This is a genomic window from Brevibacillus sp. HB1.1, assembly GCF_013332445.1.
Classification (GTDB): Bacteria; Bacillota; Bacilli; order Brevibacillales; family Brevibacillaceae; genus Brevibacillus; species Brevibacillus porteri.
Genome location: NZ_JABMIV010000018.1, coordinates 1 through 20,653, shown reverse-complemented (window position 1 = coordinate 20,653; position 20,653 = coordinate 1). Strand labels below are relative to the sequence as shown.

35 protein-coding genes are annotated in these 20,653 nt (G+C 47.1%); 33 read left to right on the top strand and 2 right to left on the bottom strand.

Annotated features, from left to right (window positions below; all coding sequences use genetic code 11):
* From rplP to HPY27_RS28205, 30 genes are all read left to right on the top strand, one after another.
* Complete coding sequence (gene rplP / locus HPY27_RS28350; protein ID WP_007716249.1) at nt 1–435, top strand: 50S ribosomal protein L16; 435 nt, start codon at nt 1–3, stop codon at nt 433–435.
* Nucleotides 425–622: a 50S ribosomal protein L29 gene (gene rpmC / locus HPY27_RS28345; protein ID WP_007716250.1), complete on the top strand. Its 198-nt coding sequence runs from the start codon at nt 425–427 to the stop codon at nt 620–622. Before rplP ends, rpmC begins: the two co-directional genes overlap by 11 nt.
* A gap of 22 nt (nt 623–644) precedes the next feature.
* Entirely contained in the window at nt 645–911 is a 267-nt protein-coding gene (gene rpsQ / locus HPY27_RS28340; RefSeq protein WP_007716251.1) for a 30S ribosomal protein S17, read from the top strand.
* A gap of 42 nt (nt 912–953) precedes the next feature.
* On the top strand, nt 954–1,322 hold the full coding sequence (gene rplN / locus HPY27_RS28335) for a 50S ribosomal protein L14 (protein ID WP_017247050.1): 369 nt from the start codon (nt 954–956) through the stop codon (nt 1,320–1,322).
* Nucleotides 1,323–1,371: 49 nt separating this feature from the next.
* On the top strand, nt 1,372–1,686 hold the full coding sequence (gene rplX / locus HPY27_RS28330) for a 50S ribosomal protein L24 (RefSeq protein WP_017247051.1): 315 nt from the start codon (nt 1,372–1,374) through the stop codon (nt 1,684–1,686).
* 26 nt (nt 1,687–1,712) lie between these two features.
* A complete protein-coding gene (gene rplE / locus HPY27_RS28325) occupies nt 1,713–2,255 on the top strand; it encodes a 50S ribosomal protein L5 (RefSeq protein WP_007716254.1) in 543 nt (180 codons plus the stop codon).
* Between the two features lie 24 nt (nt 2,256–2,279).
* Nucleotides 2,280–2,465, top strand: a complete 186-nt coding sequence (locus tag HPY27_RS28320) for a type Z 30S ribosomal protein S14 (protein ID WP_005828830.1) — start codon at nt 2,280–2,282, stop codon at nt 2,463–2,465.
* A gap of 27 nt (nt 2,466–2,492) precedes the next feature.
* Nucleotides 2,493–2,891, top strand: a complete 399-nt coding sequence (gene rpsH, locus HPY27_RS28315) for a 30S ribosomal protein S8 (protein ID WP_007716262.1) — start codon at nt 2,493–2,495, stop codon at nt 2,889–2,891.
* 35 nt (nt 2,892–2,926) lie between these two features.
* Complete coding sequence (gene rplF, locus HPY27_RS28310; protein ID WP_017247052.1) at nt 2,927–3,463, top strand: 50S ribosomal protein L6; 537 nt, start codon at nt 2,927–2,929, stop codon at nt 3,461–3,463.
* Nucleotides 3,464–3,495: 32 nt separating this feature from the next.
* Nucleotides 3,496–3,858 (top strand): 50S ribosomal protein L18, encoded by a 363-nt coding sequence (gene rplR / locus HPY27_RS28305; RefSeq protein WP_017247053.1) that lies wholly within the window; start codon nt 3,496–3,498, stop codon nt 3,856–3,858.
* Nucleotides 3,859–3,876: 18 nt separating this feature from the next.
* Nucleotides 3,877–4,374, top strand: a complete 498-nt coding sequence (gene rpsE / locus HPY27_RS28300) for a 30S ribosomal protein S5 (RefSeq protein ID WP_007716268.1) — start codon at nt 3,877–3,879, stop codon at nt 4,372–4,374.
* A gap of 16 nt (nt 4,375–4,390) precedes the next feature.
* Nucleotides 4,391–4,576, top strand: coding sequence for a 50S ribosomal protein L30 (rpmD, locus tag HPY27_RS28295; protein WP_007716270.1), 186 nt, complete (start codon nt 4,391–4,393; stop codon nt 4,574–4,576).
* Between the two features lie 33 nt (nt 4,577–4,609).
* Nucleotides 4,610–5,050, top strand: a complete 441-nt coding sequence (gene rplO, locus HPY27_RS28290; RefSeq protein WP_007716272.1) for a 50S ribosomal protein L15 — start codon at nt 4,610–4,612, stop codon at nt 5,048–5,050.
* The gene (secY, locus tag HPY27_RS28285) at nt 5,050–6,345 is read left to right on the top strand and encodes a preprotein translocase subunit SecY (RefSeq protein WP_017247054.1); all 1,296 of its coding nucleotides are present in this window, start codon (nt 5,050–5,052) and stop codon (nt 6,343–6,345) included. The genes rplO and secY overlap by 1 nt, the downstream gene beginning before the upstream one ends.
* A gap of 60 nt (nt 6,346–6,405) precedes the next feature.
* Entirely contained in the window at nt 6,406–7,050 is a 645-nt protein-coding gene (locus tag HPY27_RS28280; protein ID WP_017247055.1) for an adenylate kinase, read from the top strand.
* A 6-nt stretch (nt 7,051–7,056) separates the two neighbouring features.
* Nucleotides 7,057–7,803 (top strand): type I methionyl aminopeptidase, encoded by a 747-nt coding sequence (map, locus tag HPY27_RS28275; RefSeq protein WP_012683998.1) that lies wholly within the window; start codon nt 7,057–7,059, stop codon nt 7,801–7,803.
* A 118-nt stretch (nt 7,804–7,921) separates the two neighbouring features.
* Nucleotides 7,922–8,140: a translation initiation factor IF-1 gene (gene infA, locus HPY27_RS28270; protein ID WP_003333772.1), complete on the top strand. Its 219-nt coding sequence runs from the start codon at nt 7,922–7,924 to the stop codon at nt 8,138–8,140.
* Between the two features lie 34 nt (nt 8,141–8,174).
* A complete protein-coding gene (gene rpmJ / locus HPY27_RS28265) occupies nt 8,175–8,288 on the top strand; it encodes a 50S ribosomal protein L36 (RefSeq protein WP_003333770.1) in 114 nt (37 codons plus the stop codon).
* 21 nt (nt 8,289–8,309) lie between these two features.
* On the top strand, nt 8,310–8,678 hold the full coding sequence (gene rpsM, locus HPY27_RS28260) for a 30S ribosomal protein S13 (RefSeq protein WP_017247056.1): 369 nt from the start codon (nt 8,310–8,312) through the stop codon (nt 8,676–8,678).
* A 16-nt stretch (nt 8,679–8,694) separates the two neighbouring features.
* Nucleotides 8,695–9,096, top strand: a complete 402-nt coding sequence (rpsK, locus tag HPY27_RS28255) for a 30S ribosomal protein S11 (protein ID WP_005828803.1) — start codon at nt 8,695–8,697, stop codon at nt 9,094–9,096.
* A gap of 156 nt (nt 9,097–9,252) precedes the next feature.
* Nucleotides 9,253–10,197, top strand: a complete 945-nt coding sequence (locus HPY27_RS28250; protein ID WP_017247057.1) for a DNA-directed RNA polymerase subunit alpha — start codon at nt 9,253–9,255, stop codon at nt 10,195–10,197.
* A gap of 56 nt (nt 10,198–10,253) precedes the next feature.
* Nucleotides 10,254–10,613, top strand: a complete 360-nt coding sequence (rplQ, locus tag HPY27_RS28245; protein WP_017247058.1) for a 50S ribosomal protein L17 — start codon at nt 10,254–10,256, stop codon at nt 10,611–10,613.
* 167 nt (nt 10,614–10,780) lie between these two features.
* Nucleotides 10,781–11,632, top strand: a complete 852-nt coding sequence (locus HPY27_RS28240; RefSeq protein WP_017247059.1) for an energy-coupling factor transporter ATPase — start codon at nt 10,781–10,783, stop codon at nt 11,630–11,632.
* Complete coding sequence (locus HPY27_RS28235) at nt 11,608–12,480, top strand: energy-coupling factor transporter ATPase (protein WP_174226495.1); 873 nt, start codon at nt 11,608–11,610, stop codon at nt 12,478–12,480. The genes HPY27_RS28240 and HPY27_RS28235 overlap by 25 nt, the downstream gene beginning before the upstream one ends.
* A gap of 2 nt (nt 12,481–12,482) precedes the next feature.
* On the top strand, nt 12,483–13,280 hold the full coding sequence (locus HPY27_RS28230) for an energy-coupling factor transporter transmembrane component T family protein (RefSeq protein ID WP_069852847.1): 798 nt from the start codon (nt 12,483–12,485) through the stop codon (nt 13,278–13,280).
* Nucleotides 13,277–14,011: a tRNA pseudouridine(38-40) synthase TruA gene (gene truA / locus HPY27_RS28225; protein ID WP_174226494.1), complete on the top strand. Its 735-nt coding sequence runs from the start codon at nt 13,277–13,279 to the stop codon at nt 14,009–14,011. The genes HPY27_RS28230 and truA overlap by 4 nt, the downstream gene beginning before the upstream one ends.
* Nucleotides 14,012–14,255: 244 nt before the next feature.
* On the top strand, nt 14,256–14,693 hold the full coding sequence (rplM, locus tag HPY27_RS28220) for a 50S ribosomal protein L13 (protein WP_007716295.1): 438 nt from the start codon (nt 14,256–14,258) through the stop codon (nt 14,691–14,693).
* A gap of 20 nt (nt 14,694–14,713) precedes the next feature.
* Nucleotides 14,714–15,106: a 30S ribosomal protein S9 gene (gene rpsI, locus HPY27_RS28215; RefSeq protein ID WP_005828788.1), complete on the top strand. Its 393-nt coding sequence runs from the start codon at nt 14,714–14,716 to the stop codon at nt 15,104–15,106.
* 125 nt (nt 15,107–15,231) lie between these two features.
* Entirely contained in the window at nt 15,232–15,948 is a 717-nt protein-coding gene (cwlD, locus tag HPY27_RS28210) for an N-acetylmuramoyl-L-alanine amidase CwlD (RefSeq protein ID WP_026042928.1), read from the top strand.
* 111 nt (nt 15,949–16,059) lie between these two features.
* Nucleotides 16,060–17,172: a P-loop NTPase gene (locus HPY27_RS28205; protein ID WP_174226493.1), complete on the top strand. Its 1,113-nt coding sequence runs from the start codon at nt 16,060–16,062 to the stop codon at nt 17,170–17,172.
* 52 nt (nt 17,173–17,224) lie between these two features.
* Here HPY27_RS28205 and gerD read toward each other — a convergent pair whose 3' ends face one another.
* Complete coding sequence (gene gerD / locus HPY27_RS28200) at nt 17,225–17,869, bottom strand: spore germination lipoprotein GerD (RefSeq protein ID WP_017247064.1); 645 nt, start codon at nt 17,867–17,869, stop codon at nt 17,225–17,227.
* Nucleotides 17,870–17,994: 125 nt separating this feature from the next.
* Here gerD and HPY27_RS28195 point away from each other — a divergent pair, with 125 nt between their 5' ends.
* Nucleotides 17,995–18,582 (top strand): KinB-signaling pathway activation protein, encoded by a 588-nt coding sequence (locus HPY27_RS28195; RefSeq protein ID WP_017247065.1) that lies wholly within the window; start codon nt 17,995–17,997, stop codon nt 18,580–18,582.
* Nucleotides 18,583–18,608: 26 nt separating this feature from the next.
* On the opposite strand, the gene pdaB is transcribed toward HPY27_RS28195, so the two are convergent.
* Nucleotides 18,609–19,379, bottom strand: a complete 771-nt coding sequence (gene pdaB / locus HPY27_RS28190) for a polysaccharide deacetylase family sporulation protein PdaB (RefSeq protein WP_017247066.1) — start codon at nt 19,377–19,379, stop codon at nt 18,609–18,611.
* Nucleotides 19,380–19,504: 125 nt separating this feature from the next.
* Between pdaB and HPY27_RS28185 the strand changes: the two genes are divergently transcribed.
* Nucleotides 19,505–20,158 carry a stage II sporulation protein M gene (locus HPY27_RS28185; RefSeq protein ID WP_017247067.1) on the top strand — a complete coding sequence of 218 codons (654 nt, stop codon included), beginning with the start codon at nt 19,505–19,507 and terminating at the stop codon, nt 20,156–20,158.
* Nucleotides 20,159–20,273: 115 nt separating this feature from the next.
* On the top strand, nt 20,274–20,507 hold the full coding sequence (locus HPY27_RS28180) for a hypothetical protein (protein WP_026042929.1): 234 nt from the start codon (nt 20,274–20,276) through the stop codon (nt 20,505–20,507).
* The last annotated feature ends 146 nt before the right edge of the window (nt 20,508–20,653 follow it).

Here is a 20,653-nt window from a genome sequence, read left to right as displayed (position 1 = left end):
ATGTTGACGCCAAAACGCGTGAAACACCGTAAACAACACCGCGGGAAAATGGCAGGTAACGCAAAAGGCGGTACCACTGTTGCGTTCGGTGAATACGGATTGCAAGCAATGGAACCATCTTGGGTAACCAACCGTCAAATCGAGGCTGCCCGTATTGCAATGACCCGTTACATTAAACGTGGTGGTAAAGTCTGGATTAAAATTTTCCCTGACAAACCAGTTACACAAAAACCGCTCGAAGTACGGATGGGTTCCGGTAAAGGTTCTCCTGAGAAATGGGTAGCGGTAGTGAAGCCAGGCAAGATCATGTTTGAACTTGCTGGTGTTCCTGAAGAAGTCGCTCGCGAAGCTATGCGTCTGGCTATGCACAAACTGCCTATCAAGTGCAAGTTCGTGAAGCGTGAAGAAGTGGGTGGTGACGCACATGAAGGCTAATGAGTACCGTAATTTGACCACTGCCGAGCTCGAACAAAACGTTACTTCTTTGAAAGAAGAGTTGTTCAACCTTCGTTTCCAGTTGGCTACCGGTCAACTCGAAACCACATCTCGTATCAAACAAGTGCGTAAGGATATTGCTCGTGCGAAAACCGTCCTGCGCCAGAGAGAATTGGGAATCGGCTAATTATAGGAAGGAGGTTTGAACGATGACCGCAGATCGCAATATGCGTCGAACCGTTGTAGGTCGCGTCGTTTCCGACAAGATGGATAAAACCATTGTTGTTCTTGTTGAAACTTACAAGACACACCCATTGTACGGTAAACGCATGAAATTCTCCAAAAAGTTCAAGGCTCACGATGAGAACAACGCAGCAAAAGTTGGCGACATCGTAGAAATCATGGAAACTCGCCCATTGTCTAAAGACAAGCGTTTCCGTATGGTACGTATCGTTGAAGAGGCAGTAATCGTATAAGTCAGATTTTCGGATAGATAAATCCGAAAGGAGGAACAGTAAATGATCCAAACTCAAACGAGATTGGCTGTTGCTGACAACTCCGGTGCTAAGGAACTCATGTGCATCAAGGTTCTGGGTGGTTCCGGTCGCAAAACGGCGAACATCGGGGATGTTATCGTGTGCTCCGTAAAATCCGCTACACCCGGCGGCGTTGTCAAGAAAGGTCAAGTAGTTAAAGCGGTTGTAGTACGCACAGCAAGTGGCGTTCGTCGTAACGATGGTTCTTACATCAAGTTCGATGAGAATGCAGCTGTAGTTATCAAAGACGATCAATCCCCTCGTGGTACTCGTATCTTTGGACCTGTGGCTCGTGAGCTCCGCGATAAGGATTTCATGAAGATCATCTCTCTGGCTCCAGAGGTTATCTAATTGAACGGCAAAACTCAGGCAGTTTGTTCGATAGGAGGTGCACCAAGCGATGCACGTTAAAAAAGGCGACACTGTTATCGTAAATGCGGGCAAAGATAAAGGCAAAAAAGGTCGCGTTCTCGCTGCTTATCCGAAGAAAGAACGCGTTCTGGTTGAAGGTATCAACCTCGTGAAGAAACACAGCCGTCCGTCCCAAGCTAACCCGCAAGGTGGCATTGTGACTCAAGAAGCAGCTATTCACGTATCCAACGTATCTTTGATCGATCCGAAGTCCGGAAAAGCTACTCGCATCGGTTACAAAGTATTGGATAGCGGCAAGAAAGTTCGGTACGCGAAAAAGTCTGGCGAAGTACTCGACAAGTAGTCAGGTTGGAAAGGAGGATATCCTAGATGGCAACAAGATTGAAAGAAAAGTATACGAGCGAAATCGTGCCTGGCTTGATGAGCAAGTTCAACTACACTTCCATCATGCAAGTGCCGAAAGTAGAAAAGATCATCATCAATATGGGTGTAGGCGAAGCGGTAGCTAACGCTAAGTCCTTGGATACTGCAATTGAAGACCTGCAAATCATCGCTGGTCAAAAGCCTGTAGTAACAAAGGCTAAGAAATCCATCGCGGGTTTCAAATTGCGTGAAGGTATGCCGATCGGTGCAAAGGTTACTCTGCGCGGCGAGCGTATGTACCACTTCCTCGACAAATTGATGAACGTATCTCTCCCGCGTGTTCGTGACTTCCGTGGAATTTCTTCCAAGGCTTTTGACGGTCGCGGTAACTACACACTCGGTCTGAAGGAACAACTGATCTTCCCTGAGATCGAGTACGATAAAATTGATAAAGTTCGTGGTATGGACATCGTTATTGTTACTTCCGCGAAAACGGATGAGGAAGCTCGTGAGTTGCTGACTCAAATGGGTATGCCATTCCGTAAATAAACCCACTCGTAAGGAGGGAAGAATGTGGCAAAGAAATCAATGATCATCAAGCAACAGCGGCAGCCGAAGTTTGCAGTACGCGCGTACACTCGTTGCGAGCGTTGCGGACGTCCTCACTCCGTATTGCGCAAATTCAAACTCTGCCGTATTTGCTTCCGTGAACTTGCTTATAAAGGTCAAATTCCAGGCGTGAAAAAAGCAAGCTGGTAATTTGAAACGGGAAGGAGGTTTTCTCTCATGGTTATGACTGATCCAATCGCAGATATGTTGACACGTATTCGTAACGCCAACATGGTTCGCCACGAGAAAGTGGAAATCCCGGCGTCCACCATCAAGAAGGAAATCGCGCGCATTCTGAAAGAAGAAGGCTTCATCCGCGATGCGGAATTTGTTGAAGACAACAAACAAGGAATCATCCGCGTATTCCTGAAATATGGTGCGAGCAACGAGCGCGTCATCACAGGTCTGAAACGTATCTCCAAGCCAGGACTTCGTGTTTATGCAAAGAACAATGAAGTACCTAAGGTTTTGGGTGGTCTCGGTTGCGCGATCATCTCTACATCCACTGGTGTAATGACTGACAAGCAAGCTCGTCAAGCACATGTTGGTGGAGAGGTTCTCGCATACATTTGGTAATTAATAGATCGTAAATAGCACAGGAGGTGCACCACATGTCTCGTGTCGGTAGAAAACCGATCGTGGTCCCTGCAGGCGTTACCCTCACTCTGAACGGTACTGAGCTGACGGTAAAAGGCCCTAAGGGTCAACTCGTTCGTAGCTTCCATGAAGATATCAAAATCAACATCGCTGAAAACGAAGTAGTAGTAGAGCGTCCAAGCGATAACAAACTTCACCGTTCCCTGCATGGTACGACTCGTGCGCTGGTATCCAACATGGTAACTGGCGTATCTGAAGGCTTCACTCGTACCCTGGAACTGGTCGGTGTAGGTTACCGTGCTGCCAAGTCTGGCAACGGTGTTACTCTCTCTCTTGGTTTCTCCCACCCAGTGGAAGTTACTCCAGAAGCGGGTATCGAAATCGATGTACCTAACCAAACGACTCTGATTGTTAAAGGTATCAATAAAGAGCGTGTAGGCCAAGTTGCTGCTGAGATTCGTTCCCTGCGCAAACCTGAGCCATACAAAGGTAAAGGTATCAAGTACAGCAATGAAGTGGTTCGTCGTAAAGAAGGTAAAAAAGGTAAATAAGCTTCTAGCTTCATGAGAAAGGAGGCCGCTTAATGTTTACGAAAGCTGATAAAAACAAAGCTCGGAAAAAACGTCATCTGCGAATCCGCAAACGCGTGATTGGTTCTACCATTCGCCCGCGTCTGAACGTATTCCGTTCTTCTAAGCACATCTACGCTCAATTGATCGACGATGCAACTGGCGTAACACTGGTATCCGCATCTTCTTTGGATAAAGAGCTGGGCCTGAATAATGGCGCTAACGTGGAAGCTGCTACAGCTGTTGGCACACTGATCGCTAAGCGTGCACAAGAAAAAGGTGCGACTGAAGTGATTTTTGACCGCGGTGGTTACATCTATCATGGACGTATTAAAGCACTGGCAGAAGCAGCTCGTGAAGCTGGTCTGCAATTCTAACAACAAGGAGGGTAAGGAATGCGTATCGACCCTAGCAAATTAGAGCTCGAAGAAAAAGTAGTCGCAGTTAACCGTGTAGCAAAAACGGTTAAAGGTGGACGTCGTATGAGCTTCAGCGCCTTGGTTGTTGTGGGAGACCGTAACGGCCACGTAGGTGCTGGTATGGGTAAAGCTCAAGAAGTTCCAGACGCCATTCGCAAAGCGATTGACGATGCTAAGAAAAAATTGATCCGTGTACCGATGAGAGGAACAACTGTTCCGCACCAAGTACTGTGCCAATTCGGCGCTGGTAAGGTTCTCATCAAGCCTGCTGCCCCTGGTACAGGTGTTATCGCTGGTGGACCTGTTCGTGCCGTACTCGAACTGGCTGGTGTAGGCGATATTTTGAGTAAGTCTCTTGGTTCCAACAATCCTATCAACATGGTCAACGCTACGCTGGAAGGCCTCGGCCGTCTGAAAACAGCGGAAGATGTCGCGAAATTGCGCGGTAAGACTGTTGACGAGTTGTTGGGTTAATAAGGAGGGAATGAAAATGGCAAAATTGCAAATCACCCTCAAACGCAGCTTGATTGGTCGCACTGTTGACCAACAAGATACTGTAAAAGCTCTGGGTCTTCGCAAAATCAACTCCACTGTAGTGAAGGAAGATAACGCTGCAATTCGTGGAATGGTTTTCAAAGTGAAGCACTTGGTTGAAGTGAAAGAAGTAGAAGCTTAATTGAACATCTCAATTAGTTAGGAGGTGCAACGTATGAAATTGCATGAACTGCAACCTGCAGAAGGATCCCGTCACACTCGTAAGCGCATCGGTCGCGGTATTGGTAGCGGTACTGGCAAAACTGCTGGTAAAGGTCACAAAGGTCAAAACGCTCGTTCCGGCGGAGGTGTTCGCCCAGGATTCGAGGGTGGTCAAAACCCATTGTACCGTCGTCTGCCTAAGCGTGGTTTCACTAACATCAGCCGCAAAGAATTTGCGATTGTTAGCTTGGACGCGCTGAACCGTTTCGAAGAGGGCACTGTAGTAACACCTGAGCTGTTGAAAGAAACAGGTGTTATCAGCGCGCTGCGCGACGGTGTTAAGGTTCTTGCTAACGGTGAACTGACTGTGAAGCTGACTGTAAAAGCTCACAAGTTCTCCGGAGCAGCTGCTGAGAAGATCGCTCAAGTCGGTGGAACAACCGAGGTGATCTAATGTTAGCGTCCTTAACTAACATTTTTAAAATTAGCGACCTTCGTCGCAAGATCCTTTTTACGCTCATGATGCTGGTTGTTTTCCGGATCGGAAGCTATGTGCCAGTTCCTAACGTAAATGTCGAGTTGTTTCAGCAGAATACAAACCAATTACTGGGCTTGTTGAACACCTTCTCAGGTGGAGCACTGCATAACTTCTCGATTTTTGCCATGGGTATCATGCCGTACATTACGGCATCGATTATCATGCAGCTGATGTCCATGGATGTTGTGCCTAAGCTTACGCAATGGGCACGTGAAGGGGAAGTTGGCCGTCGCAAGATTGCCACCGTTACCCGTTACGCTACCATCATCCTTGGTTTGATTCAGTCTGTAGGGATGACAATTGGATTCAACAATATGGCGCCTGGATTGCTAAACGACACGTCGGTTAGTAGCTATGCACTCATTGCGTTGACTTTGACAGCTGGGACCGCATTCATGATGTGGATGGGGGAACAGATTACGGAAAAGGGTATCGGTAACGGGATTTCGATCCTGATCGTTGCCGGGATCGTTGCTGGATTGCCTAATGCAGCTACGACGATTTACACCACGATGTTTGGTGATCCATCTGTAAATATCTTTTTCAGCATCGTCAAGGTTCTGCTTATCCTATTGGTGGTCCTCGCCATTATTGTCGGGGTTATCTTTATGCAGCAAGGTCTTCGTAAGATTCCAGTGCAATATGCGAAACGAGTGGTTGGACGCAAAATGTACGGTGGTCAATCTACCCACATTCCGCTGAAAATCAACTCTGCTGGTGTTATTCCTGTTATCTTTGCGGTATCGCTGGTAATGTTCCCGTCAACGATTGCTCAGTTCTGGGTGGATGCATCTGGACAAGGATTTGCTAACTGGATTTATCAGAACTTCCAAGTCAACAAACCATTAGGAATGACGCTCTACGCTATCTTGATTCTCGGATTCACCTACTTCTACACATTCGTACAGATCAACCCTGTACAAATGGCAGATAACATGAGAAAAAATGGCGGTTACATTCCTGGTATCCGACCTGGTAAAAACACTGAGGTATTCATTACTCGTACATTAAACCGGTTAACATTGGCGGGCGCTTTGTTCTTGATGCTTATTGCGATTTTGCCATTCTTCTTCGGTAGTATTGCAAACTTGCCGCAATCCATTTACATCGGTGGTACATCGCTGTTGATCGTGGTTGGGGTATGCTTGGATACAATGAAGCAGATTGAAAGCCAGATGATCAAACGCCACTACCAAGGGTTTATCAAGTAATGACTTAGATGTTTACAGAAAAGCTTCTGTAGCTTTTTTGATGGGACGGAGGGAATGGACGTGAATATAATTCTGATGGGACTGCCTGGAGCCGGTAAAGGGACACAGGCAGAACGTATCGTAGAAGAGTTTGACATCCCGCACATTTCGACTGGCGACATGTTCCGAGCTGCGGTCAAAAACGAAACGCCGCTCGGACTAGAGGCTAAATCCTACATGGATAAAGGTCATCTCGTCCCAGACGAGGTCGTCATTGGTATTGTGCGGGAGCGCCTTTCGATGGAAGACTGCGCAAAGGGATTCCTCTTAGATGGTTTTCCGCGCACAGTTCCTCAGGCGGAAGCGTTGACAGCTACAGTAAAAGAGCTGGGACGCGAAATTGACCATGTAATTAACATCAACGTTCAACGCGAGCAATTGATTGAACGTCTGACCGGTCGCTGGATCTGCCCTGTTTGCGGTGCTAGCTATCACACGATGTTCAATCCTCCAAAAGAGGCTGGCGTATGTGATAAAGATGGTGGTAAGCTGTATCAGCGTGAAGACGACAAGATCGAAGTGGTAACACAACGCCTTGACGTAAATATCGCTCAAACACAGCCACTTATCGACTACTACTCCGCACAGGAACTTCTGCGAGATATCGATGGAGAACAAGATATCCAGGTAGTGTTTGCGGAAATTAAGTCTTTGTTGCGAGGGTAATTGCGAATGATTATCCTAAAGTCGAAAGCAGAACTTGAGGTTATGCGCGAAGCTGGTCGTATCGTCGCACTCACCCATCAAGAACTGGCCAAGGCGATCAAGCCTGGTGTCACGACGAAGCAGCTAGACGAAATTGCCGAGACCTTTATTCGAAGCATGGGAGCAATTCCATCGTTTAAAGGCTATGGTGGCTTTCCAGGAAGTATCTGTGCTTCAGTCAATGAAGAACTCGTACACGGGATCCCAGGTAAACGGGCGTTGCAAGAAGGAGACATTATCAGTATCGACATTGGTGCCCAGTTTCAGGGTTACCATGGCGACTCCGCTTGGACGTATCCGGTCGGTAAGATTTCAACAGAAAACCAGAAGCTGCTCAGAGTAACGGAAGAGTCGTTGTACAAGGGGCTTGAAAAAGCTGTTCCGGGTGGACGCTTATCCGATATCTCTCATGCGATTCAGGTTCATGCAGAAGCTGCCGACTTCACACTCGTTCGCGAGTATGTGGGGCATGGGATCGGGCAAAACTTGCACGAAGATCCACAGGTTCCTAACTACGGCCCTCCTGATCGAGGACCGCGGTTAAAACCAGGCATGGTGTTGGCAATTGAGCCAATGGTAAATGCCGGCGAACGTTATGTCCGCACATTGGAGGACAATTGGACGGTAGTAACAGTGGATCGGAAAACTTGTGCTCATTTTGAACACACCATCGCGATTACGGAAGATGGCTATGAGATTTTTACACGGACATAAAAACGGTAGTTCCGAATGATTCGGGATTGTCGTCCAACGTGTCGACGATAAGTTCGTTGTGTGATCATTTCGCAAAACTCATGGTCCGACTGAAGAGCAGAAGAAAGGAGAGTTTACCATGGCAAAAGATGATGTAATTGAGGTGGAAGGTACGGTAATCGAACCTTTGCCAAATGCTATGTTTCGAGTAGAATTAGAGAATGGACATAAAGTCCTCGCTCACGTCTCAGGAAAAATCCGCATGCACTTTATCCGTATCCTGCCGGGGGATAAAGTAACTGTTGAACTGTCGCCGTACGACTTAACCCGCGGACGTATTACGTACCGCTATAAATAGTAAGCAAAACCCCTAGAAAAGGGAGGCAAGAACCATGAAAGTGAGACCTTCGGTTAAACCGATCTGCGAGAAATGCAAGGTTATCCGTCGCAAAGGTAACGTAATGGTTATTTGTGAAAATCCGAAGCATAAGCAAAAACAAGGGTAAACAAGGAGGTGCTTTTGACACATGGCACGTATTGCAGGCGTAGACTTGCCGCGCGAAAAACGCGTTGAAGTTGCTCTTACCTACATTTTTGGTATTGGCCGCCCCACGTCTCAAAAAATTCTGTCCTCTACTGGAGTAGACGCTAACACTCGTGTTCGCGATCTGACAGAAGACGAAGTAAACAAACTTCGTGAGTACATCGACAAAACTGTGAAGGTGGAAGGTGACCTCCGTCGTGAGATCTCCCTCAACATCAAGCGTCTGATGGAAATCGGTTGCTTCCGTGGCATCCGTCATCGTCGTGGACTTCCAGTTCGCGGTCAACGTTCTAAAACAAATGCTCGTACGCGTAAAGGTCCACGCCGTACAGTAGCAAACAAGAAGAAGTAAAGGAGGGTAATCTGACATGGCGAAAAGAAAACAAGCTACAGCAACTCGTACCCGTCGTCGTGACCGTAAGAATGTTGAAGTCGGCGTAGCACACATCCGTTCTACTTTCAACAATACGATCGTCACTATCACGGATCCACACGGTAACGCGATCTCTTGGTCCAGTGCTGGTTCCCTCGGCTTCAAAGGCTCCCGTAAAAGCACTCCATTTGCTGCGCAAATGGCTGCTGAAGCGGCTGCACGCGTTGCAATGGAACACGGCATGCGTTCCCTTGAAGTATCAGTAAAAGGCCCAGGTGCTGGTCGTGAAGCTGCGATCCGTTCCCTGCAAGCTACTGGTCTTGAAGTGAACATGATTAAAGACGTGACGCCAATTCCGCATAACGGTTGCCGTCCACCAAAACGTCGCCGCGTGTAACTGGTTTATATCGTTCAGAACATGTCCATACTAGAATGGTAAATTCTGATTTATAGCTTGTCATGCACGCAAACGGTAAACCGCCGGGGAAATTCCTGAGTGGGCACGTATGCGGCCCACCCCAGGATTTCGACGTTTTGAAGGAGGGTTTGTTTAATGATAGAAATAGAAAAACCAAAAATCGAGGTTGTGGAAGTTAGCGACGACAACTCGTATGGAAAGTTTGTTGTAGAACCTCTAGAGCGCGGATACGGAACTACCCTTGGCAACTCGCTGAGACGAATTCTTCTTTCGTCCTTGCCAGGCGCGGCAGTTCGTACTGTTCAAATCGATGGGGTTCTTCACGAATTCTCCACGATTGAAGGCGTCGTTGAAGATGTAACCGAGATCATCCTGAACATCAAAGGCTTGGCGCTGAAGATCCATTCCGATGAAGAAAAAGTAATCGAGATCGATGCAGAAGGCGAAGGCGTTGTCAAAGCGGGAGATATCCGTGCTGACAGTGATGTGGAGGTCTTAAACCCTGATCTTCATATTGCAACGTTGGCCAATGGCGGTCGTCTGCATATCCGCATGACAGCTGGACGTGGTCGTGGTTATGTTCAATCTGACGGAAACAAATCTGAGGATCTGCCTATTGGTGTGATTCCGATTGATTCGATCTACACGCCGATCAAGCGCGTTAACTATCAAGTGGAAAATACCCGTGTAGGGCAAATGACCAACTATGACAAGTTAACACTTGAGGTTTGGACTAACGGTAGCATCAGTCCGGAAGAAGCCGTAAGTCTCGGCGCAAAAATCATGACGGAGCACTTGAACCTGTTCGTCGGTCTGACTGACGAGGCGAAGGATGCAGAAATCATGGTAGAGAAGGAAGAGGACAAGAAAGAGAAAGTCTTGGAGATGACTATCGAAGAGCTCGATCTTTCCGTTCGTTCCTACAACTGCTTGAAGCGTGCCGGTATTAATACCGTGCAAGAGCTGACGCAGAAGACAGAAGAGGACATGATGAAAGTACGCAATCTGGGGCGCAAATCTCTTGAAGAAGTTCAAGAAAAGTTAGCTGAACTGGGCCTGTCCCTGCGCAGCGACGATTAGAATAGCAAACCAAGAAGCAAACTTTTGTTCTCTCGATTAAGAGGGAGGTAAACCACATGGCACAACGTAAATTGGGTCGTCGTAGCTCAGCTCGTAAAGCGCTGTTCCGCGACTTGGTAACAGACCTGATCATCAACGAGCGCATCGAAACTACAGAGATGAAGGCGAAAGAACTGCGCCCAATCGCTGAAAAAATGATCACGCTCGCGAAACGTGGCGATCTGCATGCTCGCCGTCAAGTTGCTGCTTTCGTTCGCAAAGAAGTTGCGAATGCTGAAGGCCGCGATGCTGTTCAAAAACTGTTCGATGAAATCGCTCCTCGCTTCAAAGAGCGCAACGGTGGATACACTCGTATCCTGAAAACCGGCCCTCGCCGTGGCGACGCTGCTCCAATGGCGTACATCGAATTCGTTTAATACATGTAAACTGGTCGTTTACTCAGGTTTCGGCCTGGTAGATTACCGCGAAAAGGGTGGGGGCAGATCTGGTCATAGGCTGGACTCTGATTCAACCCTTTTTTCCTTTCTCATCGAAATCCTGCTAGTCAGTTCCCTGTGAAGGCTGGGGAGGTTGTGAATGCCTCATGAATGAAGATAACCTGCTGGCATTGCGTGATGTTTCTTATACCTACGATGGTGAGGATGGCCAACGGGTTCCGGTATTACAAGGTGTTGACCTTACCATTCAAAAAGGTTCTTTTGTATCCGTATTGGGTCACAACGGTTCCGGCAAATCAACAATGGCAAAGCTGATGAATGCTCTGCTGCTCCCAGAAGGCGGCACAGTACTTATCAGTGGAATGGATACGAAAGATGGGGAGCTGCTTTGGGAGATCCGACGACATGTTGGCATGGTCTTTCAAAACCCGGACAATCAGATTGTTGGGGCTACTGTGGAAGATGATGTCGCCTTTGGCCTAGAAAACATGGGTGTGGACCCCAAAGAGATGCGCGATCGTATTGATGAGGCGCTCGTTTCGGTAGGGATGGAGTCTTATTTACAGGCACAACCACATCGTCTGTCTGGGGGTCAAAAGCAACGCGTGGCGATCGCCGGAATTATGGCGATGCGTCCTTCTGTCATCATCTTGGATGAAGCGACAGCGATGCTTGATCCACAAGGGAGAATGGAAGTGCTGAATCTGGCTCGTCAACTGAACCGTGACGAGGGACTCACAATCATTAACATTACCCATTTTCCGGAAGAAGCCATTTATTCGGATAAGGTCATCGTCATGAATGCAGGTGAAGTCCTGATGGAAGGTAAGCCGAGTGAAGTGTTTAATGAGGTAGATCGTTTGAAACAGGTGGGACTGGATGTGCCATTTGCCGTTCGACTGCGACACGCACTTCATTCCAAAGGGATTGATTTACCGTTTGTCCTGCATCAAGAGGAGCTGGTGGAGCACGTATGCAAATTACTTTTGACCAAGTAAGCCATATCTACGCAAAGGGAACACCGTTCGAACGAGTTGCCTTACACAATATTTCGCTGACGATTCCATCCGGTTCGTTTGTCGGAATTATTGGCCACACAGGCTCGGGTAAGTCAACGCTGATTCAGCACTTGAACGGGTTACTGATGCCTAGTACAGGGCAAATCACCCTGGGTGATGCGGTCATTACTCCAAAGCGGCGATTACCCCATGCTCAAAGGCGCGATATTGGGCTCGTCTTTCAATATCCTGAACATCAGTTGTTTGAAGAAACGGTTGATAAGGATGTTGCTTTTGGACCGCTCAATTTTGACTTGCCAACGGAAATGGTGGAAGCGCGCGTAAAGGAGTCCCTTGAAATTGTCGGCCTGGATTATGCCACGATCAAGGATCGCTCGCCGTTTCATTTGAGTGGCGGGCAAATGCGACGTGTTGCTTTGGCTGGTGTTCTTGCCATGCAGCCGAAGGTTCTGGTATTGGATGAACCAACTGCGGGTCTTGATCCTGCGGGACGAGTAACGATTCTGGAAGGAATCTACCGGATTCATCGGGAACAAAACCTCACGACACTATTGGTCACGCACAGCATGGAAGAGGCAGCCCGTTATGCAGACTATTTGCTTGTGATGGCACAAGGCCAAGTAGCTTTGCAGGGGAAGCCGGAGGAAGTATTCATGCATGTGGATCGTCTCCGAGAGCTGTCTTTGGATGTACCGGAAACGGTGGCTCTCGTATCGCAAATGAATCAATTGCTGCCGGACAAGGCTAGTCTGCCGAGCTCCCTTTATCGGGAAGAAGAGCTGATTGCCCATCTGCTGGAACGACTGTCCGTACCAAAGGAGGGCTAGGCATGCTGCAGAATATCGCAATTGGTCAATACGTACCAGGGCAATCTTTTTTACATCGTGCAGATCCGCGAAGCAAGCTTCTCTTCATCATCCTTTTTGCTACCTTGATTTTTCTGGCTAACAATACGGTAACGTACGCCATACTGATTGGTTTTACCCTGTATGCTGCACTTCTTTCTAGGCTTTCGTTGTCCTATATATTAAAAAGCTTAAAGCCAGTCTGGATCCTGATTTTGTTTACCGTTGTCTTGCATATTTTTATTACAAAAGGCGGAACGGTCTACTTTCAGTGGGGATGGTTTACAGTAGAGGAGGAAGGGGTTCGCCAGGCGATCTTCATTTCTTTGCGCTTGGGACTTTTGATTCTCATTAGTTCCTTGCTAACACTGACCACTTCTCCAATCGATTTGACGGAGGGTTTGGAGCGTTTACTAGGACCACTAGGGAAGATCGGCATACCGGTTCATGATATAGCCCTGATGATGTCAATTGCACTCCGGTTCATTCCGACCCTGATGGAAGAAACGGATAAAATCATCAAGGCGCAGACCGCCAGAGGAGCCAATTTCACCAGTGGAAGTCTCGTACGCAGAGCCAAGAACCTGATTCCGATCGCGATCCCATTGTTCGTTAGTGCGTTTCGGCGTGCGGAAGAGCTGGCTTTGGCGATGGAAGCACGTGGCTATCGCGGGGGAGTGGGGAGAACGCGGCTGAATAAGCTGACGTTCACTTGGCGTGATGGAATCGTAGCTGTTGCGAGTGTGATCTTGGTAATCGTGATTGGATGGTGGCGTACATGAAGCGACTGCGATGTGTATTGGCATATGACGGAACTGACTTTAGCGGTTTTCAGGTACAGCCAGATCAAGTAACGGTCCAGGGTGAAATTGAAGCCGCTTTGAATCGGGTTACCGGAGAGGATATCCAAATCTTCGGTTCGGGCCGGACAGATGCGGGTGTTCATGCGCGTGGTCAAGTGATTCACTTTGACACGTCGAGTAACATTCCGATGGATAAATGGCGATTTGTGTTGAACAATCAGTTGCCTGATTCAATTGTCATTCGGACAGTCGAAGAGGTCGATGCCTCTTTTCATGCGCGTTTTGACGTGCAAGTAAAAGAATATCGATATTGTATCGACAACACTCCAGTGGCAGATGTATTTCGACATCGATACGCCGATCATGTCCGGTTTCCGTTAGATGTGGACGCGATGCAGCAGGCTGCTCATTACTTGGTGGGTGAACATGATTTTACTTCCTTTTGCTCAGCAAAGACATACGTGGAGGACAAGGTTCGGACTGTGTACGGGGTCACCGTAGAAAAAAGCGGAGACGAGGTATGGGTGACATGCCGAGGCAACGGTTTTTTGTACAACATGGTTCGAATTATTGTGGGGACTTTGGTTGAAGTAGGGCAAGGAAAAAGAAACCCTGCTGAACTGAGGGAAATCCTCGCCGCATGTGATCGGGAAAAGGCAGGTAAGACAGCACCAGCCAAGGGTCTGATCATGTGGGAAGTTGTCTACTAGTTCTCAGATTTCCAACTATTAGACGAACGAGCAGCACTTGACTATGGGGCGTCTATGTAGTACGATATTCCTTGGTATTTTAACCCCGCCTAGCCCCACTCTAGCCCCGGGATTGAAAGACAAGATCGTGATTACATGGAACACCTGGAAGAGTTGCTCACCCGTAACAGCAATTATCTTCCATTGCAAGTTTCGGTTGTTTTGGTTATAAGTGTGTTAGGTAAGATATTTAGGAGGGACAAAAATGCGTACCACATATATGGCGAAACCGCTCGAAGTTGAGCGCAAATGGTACATCGTAGACGCTGAAGGCCAAACGCTGGGTCGTCTGGCGAGCGAAGTAGCTTCTATCCTGCGCGGAAAATTGAAACCAGAATTCACTCCTCACGTTGACGCTGGCGATTTCGTAATCGTACTCAACGCTGACAAAGTGAAATTGACTGGTAACAAACTGAATGACAAAATTTACTACACTCACTCCCTGTATCCAGGTGGTTTGAAAAAGACCACTGCGGGCGCAATGCTGAACAAGAGACCAGATCGTATGTTCGAACTGGCGGTAAAAGGCATGCTGCCTAAAAACAGCCTGGGACGTCAAATGTTCACCAAGCTGAAAGTATACGCTGGAACTGAGCATCCACACGCAGCACAAAAACCAGAAGTTTGGCAAATTCGCGGTTAAGGTAAAGGGAGGAAATATACGTGGCACAAGTACAATACTACGGTACAGGTCGTCGTAAGCACTCCGTAGCACGCGTTCGCCTGGTTCCAGGTGAAGGTCGCATCGTGATCAACAAGCGTGAAATGGATACTTACTTTGGTTTGGAAACACTGAAATTGATCGTAAAACAACCACTCGTTTTGACTGAAACTCTTGGTCGTTACGATGTATTGGTTAACGTAAACGGCGGCGGAACCACTGGTCAAGCTGGTGCAATCCGTCACGGCGTTGCTCGCGCTCTGCTGAAAGCAGATCCGGAACTGCGCGGCGCTCTGAAACGCGCTGGCTTCCTGACTCGCGATCCTCGTATGAAAGAACGTAAGAAATACGGCTTGAAAGCAGCTCGTCGCGCACCTCAATTCTCCAAGCGCTAATTGCTGTTCGATACAAACCCCTTGTCTGTTCGCAGGCAGGGGGTTTTTCCTTTTCACAAACGGGTATATTTGTCCATGTTTGTCCATAAGATGGAACGAGAATGGGACAAAGGGGACGATACACTGTGACACGAAAAGGAGTAGGCTGGATATTGGCTTTTGCGGTACTCATGCTGTTGTTCACCTACGAAGCGCCTGATCGCTCTTCCTGGCAGGCATGGTCGCTGCCACTGACGGGAACGGTTATAGCCATTGACCCAGGGCATGGGGGACTAGACGGCGGCGCTGTTTCCAAAGCCGGTAATGTGGTTGAAAAGGAAGTGACCTTGGCCATTAGCATGTACTTGCGGGATTTCCTCCAGCAGTCGGGTGCATTTGTGGTTATGACAAGGGAAGAAGACAAGGATTTGGCTAGTCCAGATGCAGCGCAGGCACGTAAACGAAAATCTGAGGATATCCGAAACCGGGTGAAGCTGGTCAATGACAGTACACCAGATTTTTTGGTCAGCATTCATGTGAATTCTATCCCTTCTCCGAAATGGTCGGGAGCGCAGACTTTCTATTCCCCCACCTTCAAAAAGAGCGCAGAAGTTTCTTACCTGATACAAGATGAAATCAAACGGGTGATCGGTCATACAGATCGGGTTCCGAGTAAGACGAACAATGTATTCTTGATTCGGGAGGTTAACTGCCCGTCCGTTTTGGTAGAAGTAGGCTTTGTCAGCAATACGGAGGAGGCAAAGCGACTTCAGAGCGTTGAATACCAAAAGGCAATGGCGAATGCTATTTATCAGGGGATATTGCGTCAGTATTCGGGAGAAAAAGCGCCAATTACACCTTGAGAGGGCGGTGGTCGTGTCCCAACCGCCCGAATATGCTATAATGAACGCGCATACGCTGTCGTTATACCAGCATGAAAATGTTTGAAAAGATCATAGATGAGGTGAACCAGAATGTTGACCAGAGAACAGGTTCTCGAAGCACTACGTGATGTAAAAGACCCTGAAATTAATCGTAGCTTGGTCGAGCTCAACATGATTCGGGATATCCATATTGAAGGCAAGACAGTAAGCCTCACGGTCGTTCTGACGATTTCGGGCTGTCCACTCAAAGCCAAGATCGAGGACGATGTTATCGCAGCTGTGAAAGCGCTAGGAGCCGAAGAAGTACGTCTGCAATTCGGTTCGATGACAGACGAGGAACGTGCGGCTCTGTCTGCCCAGCTTCGCAATAACCAAGGTGGGCAAACACATAACATGACACCGGGACAAGCTCCTCTTTTGAACCCGATCTTGGCAAAGGATTCGAATACGACCTTTATCGCGGTCACTTCCGGAAAAGGCGGCGTCGGAAAATCGACGGTGACAGTGAACCTGGCTGTTGCACTCGCGCGTTTAGGAAAAAAAGTGGGCATAATCGACGCAGACATTTACGGCTTTAGTGTGCCCGATATGATGAATATTGAACAACGTCCAACCGTGATTGGTGAAACCATTCTGCCTGTTGAAAAGCAAAACGTAAAGGTTATGTCCATGGGCTTTTTTGTGGAAGACAACTCTCCGATCATTTGGCGTGGCCCGATGTTGGGGAAAATGCTGCGTAACTTTTTCACGGAAGTACACTGGGGCGAAGAATTGGACTACCTCTTGCTGGACTTGCCTCCAGGAACGGGAGATATGGCCCTCGACGTACACACCATGATTCCGCAAAGCATGGAGATTGTGGTAACCACTCCTCATGCTACTGCAGCGTTTGTTGCGGCTCGCGCAGGTGCTATGGCAAAGCGGACTGGTCATGAAATCCTCGGTATTGTGGAAAACATGGCGTGGTACGAAGCAAAAGATGGTTCGAAAGAATACGTATTCGGGCGTGGTGGAGGAGCTAAGCTTGCCGAGACATTGGCATGTGAGCTGCTCGCTCAAATTCCGCTGGGCCAACCGGATAATCATCCATCTGAACCTGATTATTCCCCATCCATCTATGGAGAAAAGACGGAAATTGGTCAGCTTTACATCGATATGGCCAAACGTGTCATAGAAAAATGCGGGGAAGCTGTCAAACAATAATATCCAAGAAGATGAAAAAGGTGGGCTCTGCAATAGAGCTCACCTTTGTGTTTTAGGAAGAAGGGTTTCCGCCACCGGATTTGCTGCCGCCTCCGCCACCTTCTTTTCCCTTTCCTTTTTTCTTTGACTTTAGTTCCTTAGGCTTTGTCATGTCCTCGGATACTTTGGTCATGATTTTCATGAGTTCAGCCTGGAACAAGGGACTTTGTAAGGAATCCTTCATCACTTGCATGGTTTGTTGTCGATAAGCAGAGCTTTTCATCAGGTCCATCAAATTTTTCTCAAACTCAGGGTCTTTCATTACGCTTATGAGCTCTTTTTGGTATTCAGGGTCCTTCATCAGGTCTTTCATGAGCGTTTTTTGCTCGTTTTTCATGGACTTCGCCATGGCGCTTGCGAACTTCGGGTCTTTAAATGCTTCTTTGATGTGCGTACTATTTGGGTTCGTCATGCTTTGAATCAAGGTTGTCCGCACTGTTGACTCGTCGATCATCAGGTTTTGCTTAAACTTATCATCCTTCATCATCTTGCTAACAGATTGCTTCGCTTCGTCCGTCTGTAATATGTCCAGCACCATGTCTTTGACGCTTTTATAATCAGGTTGAGACGAACTTTGCGCTTGTCCGCCACCCCCGCAACTGGTTAGCACCAGACAGACAAGAGCGGTTAACCAAAAAGACATCGTCTTTTTTCTCATGGGGTGGACACCTCCTTCTTTACTCTGCCTACAAGTAACGTGTGCATTTTGTTTTGTTCTTACGCTAGTATTTTCTTGTATCCATTGGTACAATCATATTCGATGTGGATGGGAGGGAATACTTGGTGAGTTTGCGTAAGTATGGCTGGCTTTTTATTACCACGCTCTTGCTCGGGGGATTAGGTGGCATCCTGGTTGCCCTTATCTTTGATTTGGACAAGCTGCTCGTAGGAAGCACCGGTAACTTTTTTGTCGGCTTGTTTATGTATCTACTGTATGGAATGACCATTAGTATTGTGGCTCAGATGGGTTTTTTTGCGTATATGACGATTAATTATTTCGCTAAAACGATATTTAAAACGGCTTCCCTGTGGAAAAGCGTCCAAGTATTTCTTATTTTGTTTGTCTTTTTCGATATGATTTATCTTCGCTATACGTCCTTCGGTGAAGGAAAAGGATTTGGTACGTACTTTATTGAGCCAACGCTATTATTGATTGTCGCTATTGTTACCGCATATGGAAAAGTGAGTCTGACCAATAAATCTGCATGGATACCGACGATGTTCTTTATGTTTGTCGTGACGGCACTGGAATGGATTCCAGCATTGAAGGAAGATAATGTGCGTGCCACTCTGTCCATGCTCGTTCCACTATTGTTTTGTAACGTCTGGCAAGTCATGCAATTGCACCGTTTGGTAAAAAGAGAAAGCTGACCCAATGAAGGTCAGCTTTTTTTGTTTTAGTGAATTTCTTTGCTGTCTACACTTGTACCCGAAATGAGTTCTGATACCGTAACGAATTCATAACCATCCTTGCGAAGTTTATCAATGATCACAGGGAGGGCAAGATGTGTATCTTTTGCAGAATCGCTCGCGTGCATCAGGATGATGTCTCCTGGATGAGCTTTCGATAATACATTATTGATGATCACATCAGTTCCCGGATTTGTCCAATCTTTTGAGTCCGTATCCCATTGAATGACGGAATAACCCATGCGATTCGCGATTTCCAGCACTCGTTTGTCAAAATCACCATTTGGCATCCGAATGAGTGTCGGTTTCTTTCCAGTCATTTCGGTTAGGATGGAGTCGGCTTTGGCCATTTGGGAGCGAATTTCTTCATCGGAGTATTTGGTGTAGTTATCGTGCTTGTGACCGTGCGAACCAATCTCTAAGCCATCTTCCTTGATGCGTTTCAAGATGTCCGGATGTCGTTGACTCCAAGGCGAGGAGAGGAAAAAAGTCGCTTTGTTTACCTTTTTTTCTTTCAGCAGATCCAGTATAGGTAATGCTCGTGTCTCTCCCCAGCTAATGTCAAAGGTAAGGGCGATTTTCTTTTCTTTGGTGTCGACCTTATAAATAGCTTGGGGGGCTTGTGTGCTGGCACCTTCCGCAAAGGCAGCAATTGAATCGCGTTCCGCATAACCAATTCCAGCTGTGAGTACGATGGCCGTGACGATAATTAAGATTTGCTTTAATCGTTTCGCGCTGATCACATAAATGAATTTCATGGATAAGCACCTCCTTTGTCCGATAACAGTTTATGCAGGGAAGACAAGGATATTCTTTGGCCTGTTGGCTATTGTTGAGGTACAATGCATATAGTGAATGAAGAGGCAGTAAAGGGGTGTGGTGCATGGGCAATCGATTGCGGCATTTATGGCTTGATAACCGAAAATATTTCTTCGCCGCATGCTTATTATTTTTTGGTGGTGCCTTGATTGGTTATTTTCAAGCACCGGTTGTCGAAGATATGGTCGATAAAATGATGGGCCAATTAAAGGAAATTGCTGAACGGATAAAAGATAACGGCGGCGGACCTTTAGCGGTGTTCTGGATGATTTTTTCCAATAATGTTTTCAGTGCTTTGATGATGATGGCGCTGGGAATATTGTTTGCATTCTTTCCCATAATTGGATTGCTCACGAATGGAGTACTGCTTGGATTTATCCTTTTCAAATACAGTGCAGTGGGAGTAAGTCCATGGGTTATTTTTAGTGCAGGTATTTTGCCACATGGAATTTTTGAGCTCCCAGCTATCCTGTTTGCAGCGGGAGTTGGTATTCGTCTAGGAGTGCTAAGTTTACGCTCAGTGGGGGTTCTAATCCAACCACACAAGATGGCACAATTGAAAAATGATTGGTATGATACGCTCAAGCAATTTCCAGTAGCGGTTCTTACTGTGATCGTTCTGTTGTTCGTTGCTGCTATTGTAGAGAGTACGATTACGCCAACCATTCTCAAGGAAATCGTGGGCCAACAACTACAGCAATTGAACTTACTGAAATAATTCAGATTTGCCAACAAATTGAAGCCTTCCTAAACGGAGGGCTTTTTATTTTGAATAGGGCTGAATTTTGATGGAAAGGATAGAGGAGAGACTCGTAAGGCGGAGGGCGATATCGTTGCTAGGGTTTTTGTTTAATACAAAAGAAGTACAGGAACTAGAATACTTGTTAAAACGTGAGCTGGAAGAGATGCTCCTTGATTTTAGTGATAAACGAATTGATCATCTAGTGAAGCGGGCTATGGAGGAGAGATACTCCATCATGTTTCGCATGTATGCAAGAATCGCCTCTCCCAATGAGTTATCTAAGTATGTCAGACGCAGAAAACTCGGGGAAGAGAATTATACTTAAAAACTTTTTTAAAAAACATATTGACTCAAAGATAGGTAACGTGATAGATTAATTCTTGTCCTTAAGACGCCATCACAAATAACGATGAACATTGAGGACAGGAAATTGCTCCTTGAAAACTGAACAGCGAAAGCGTTAATGAGTCT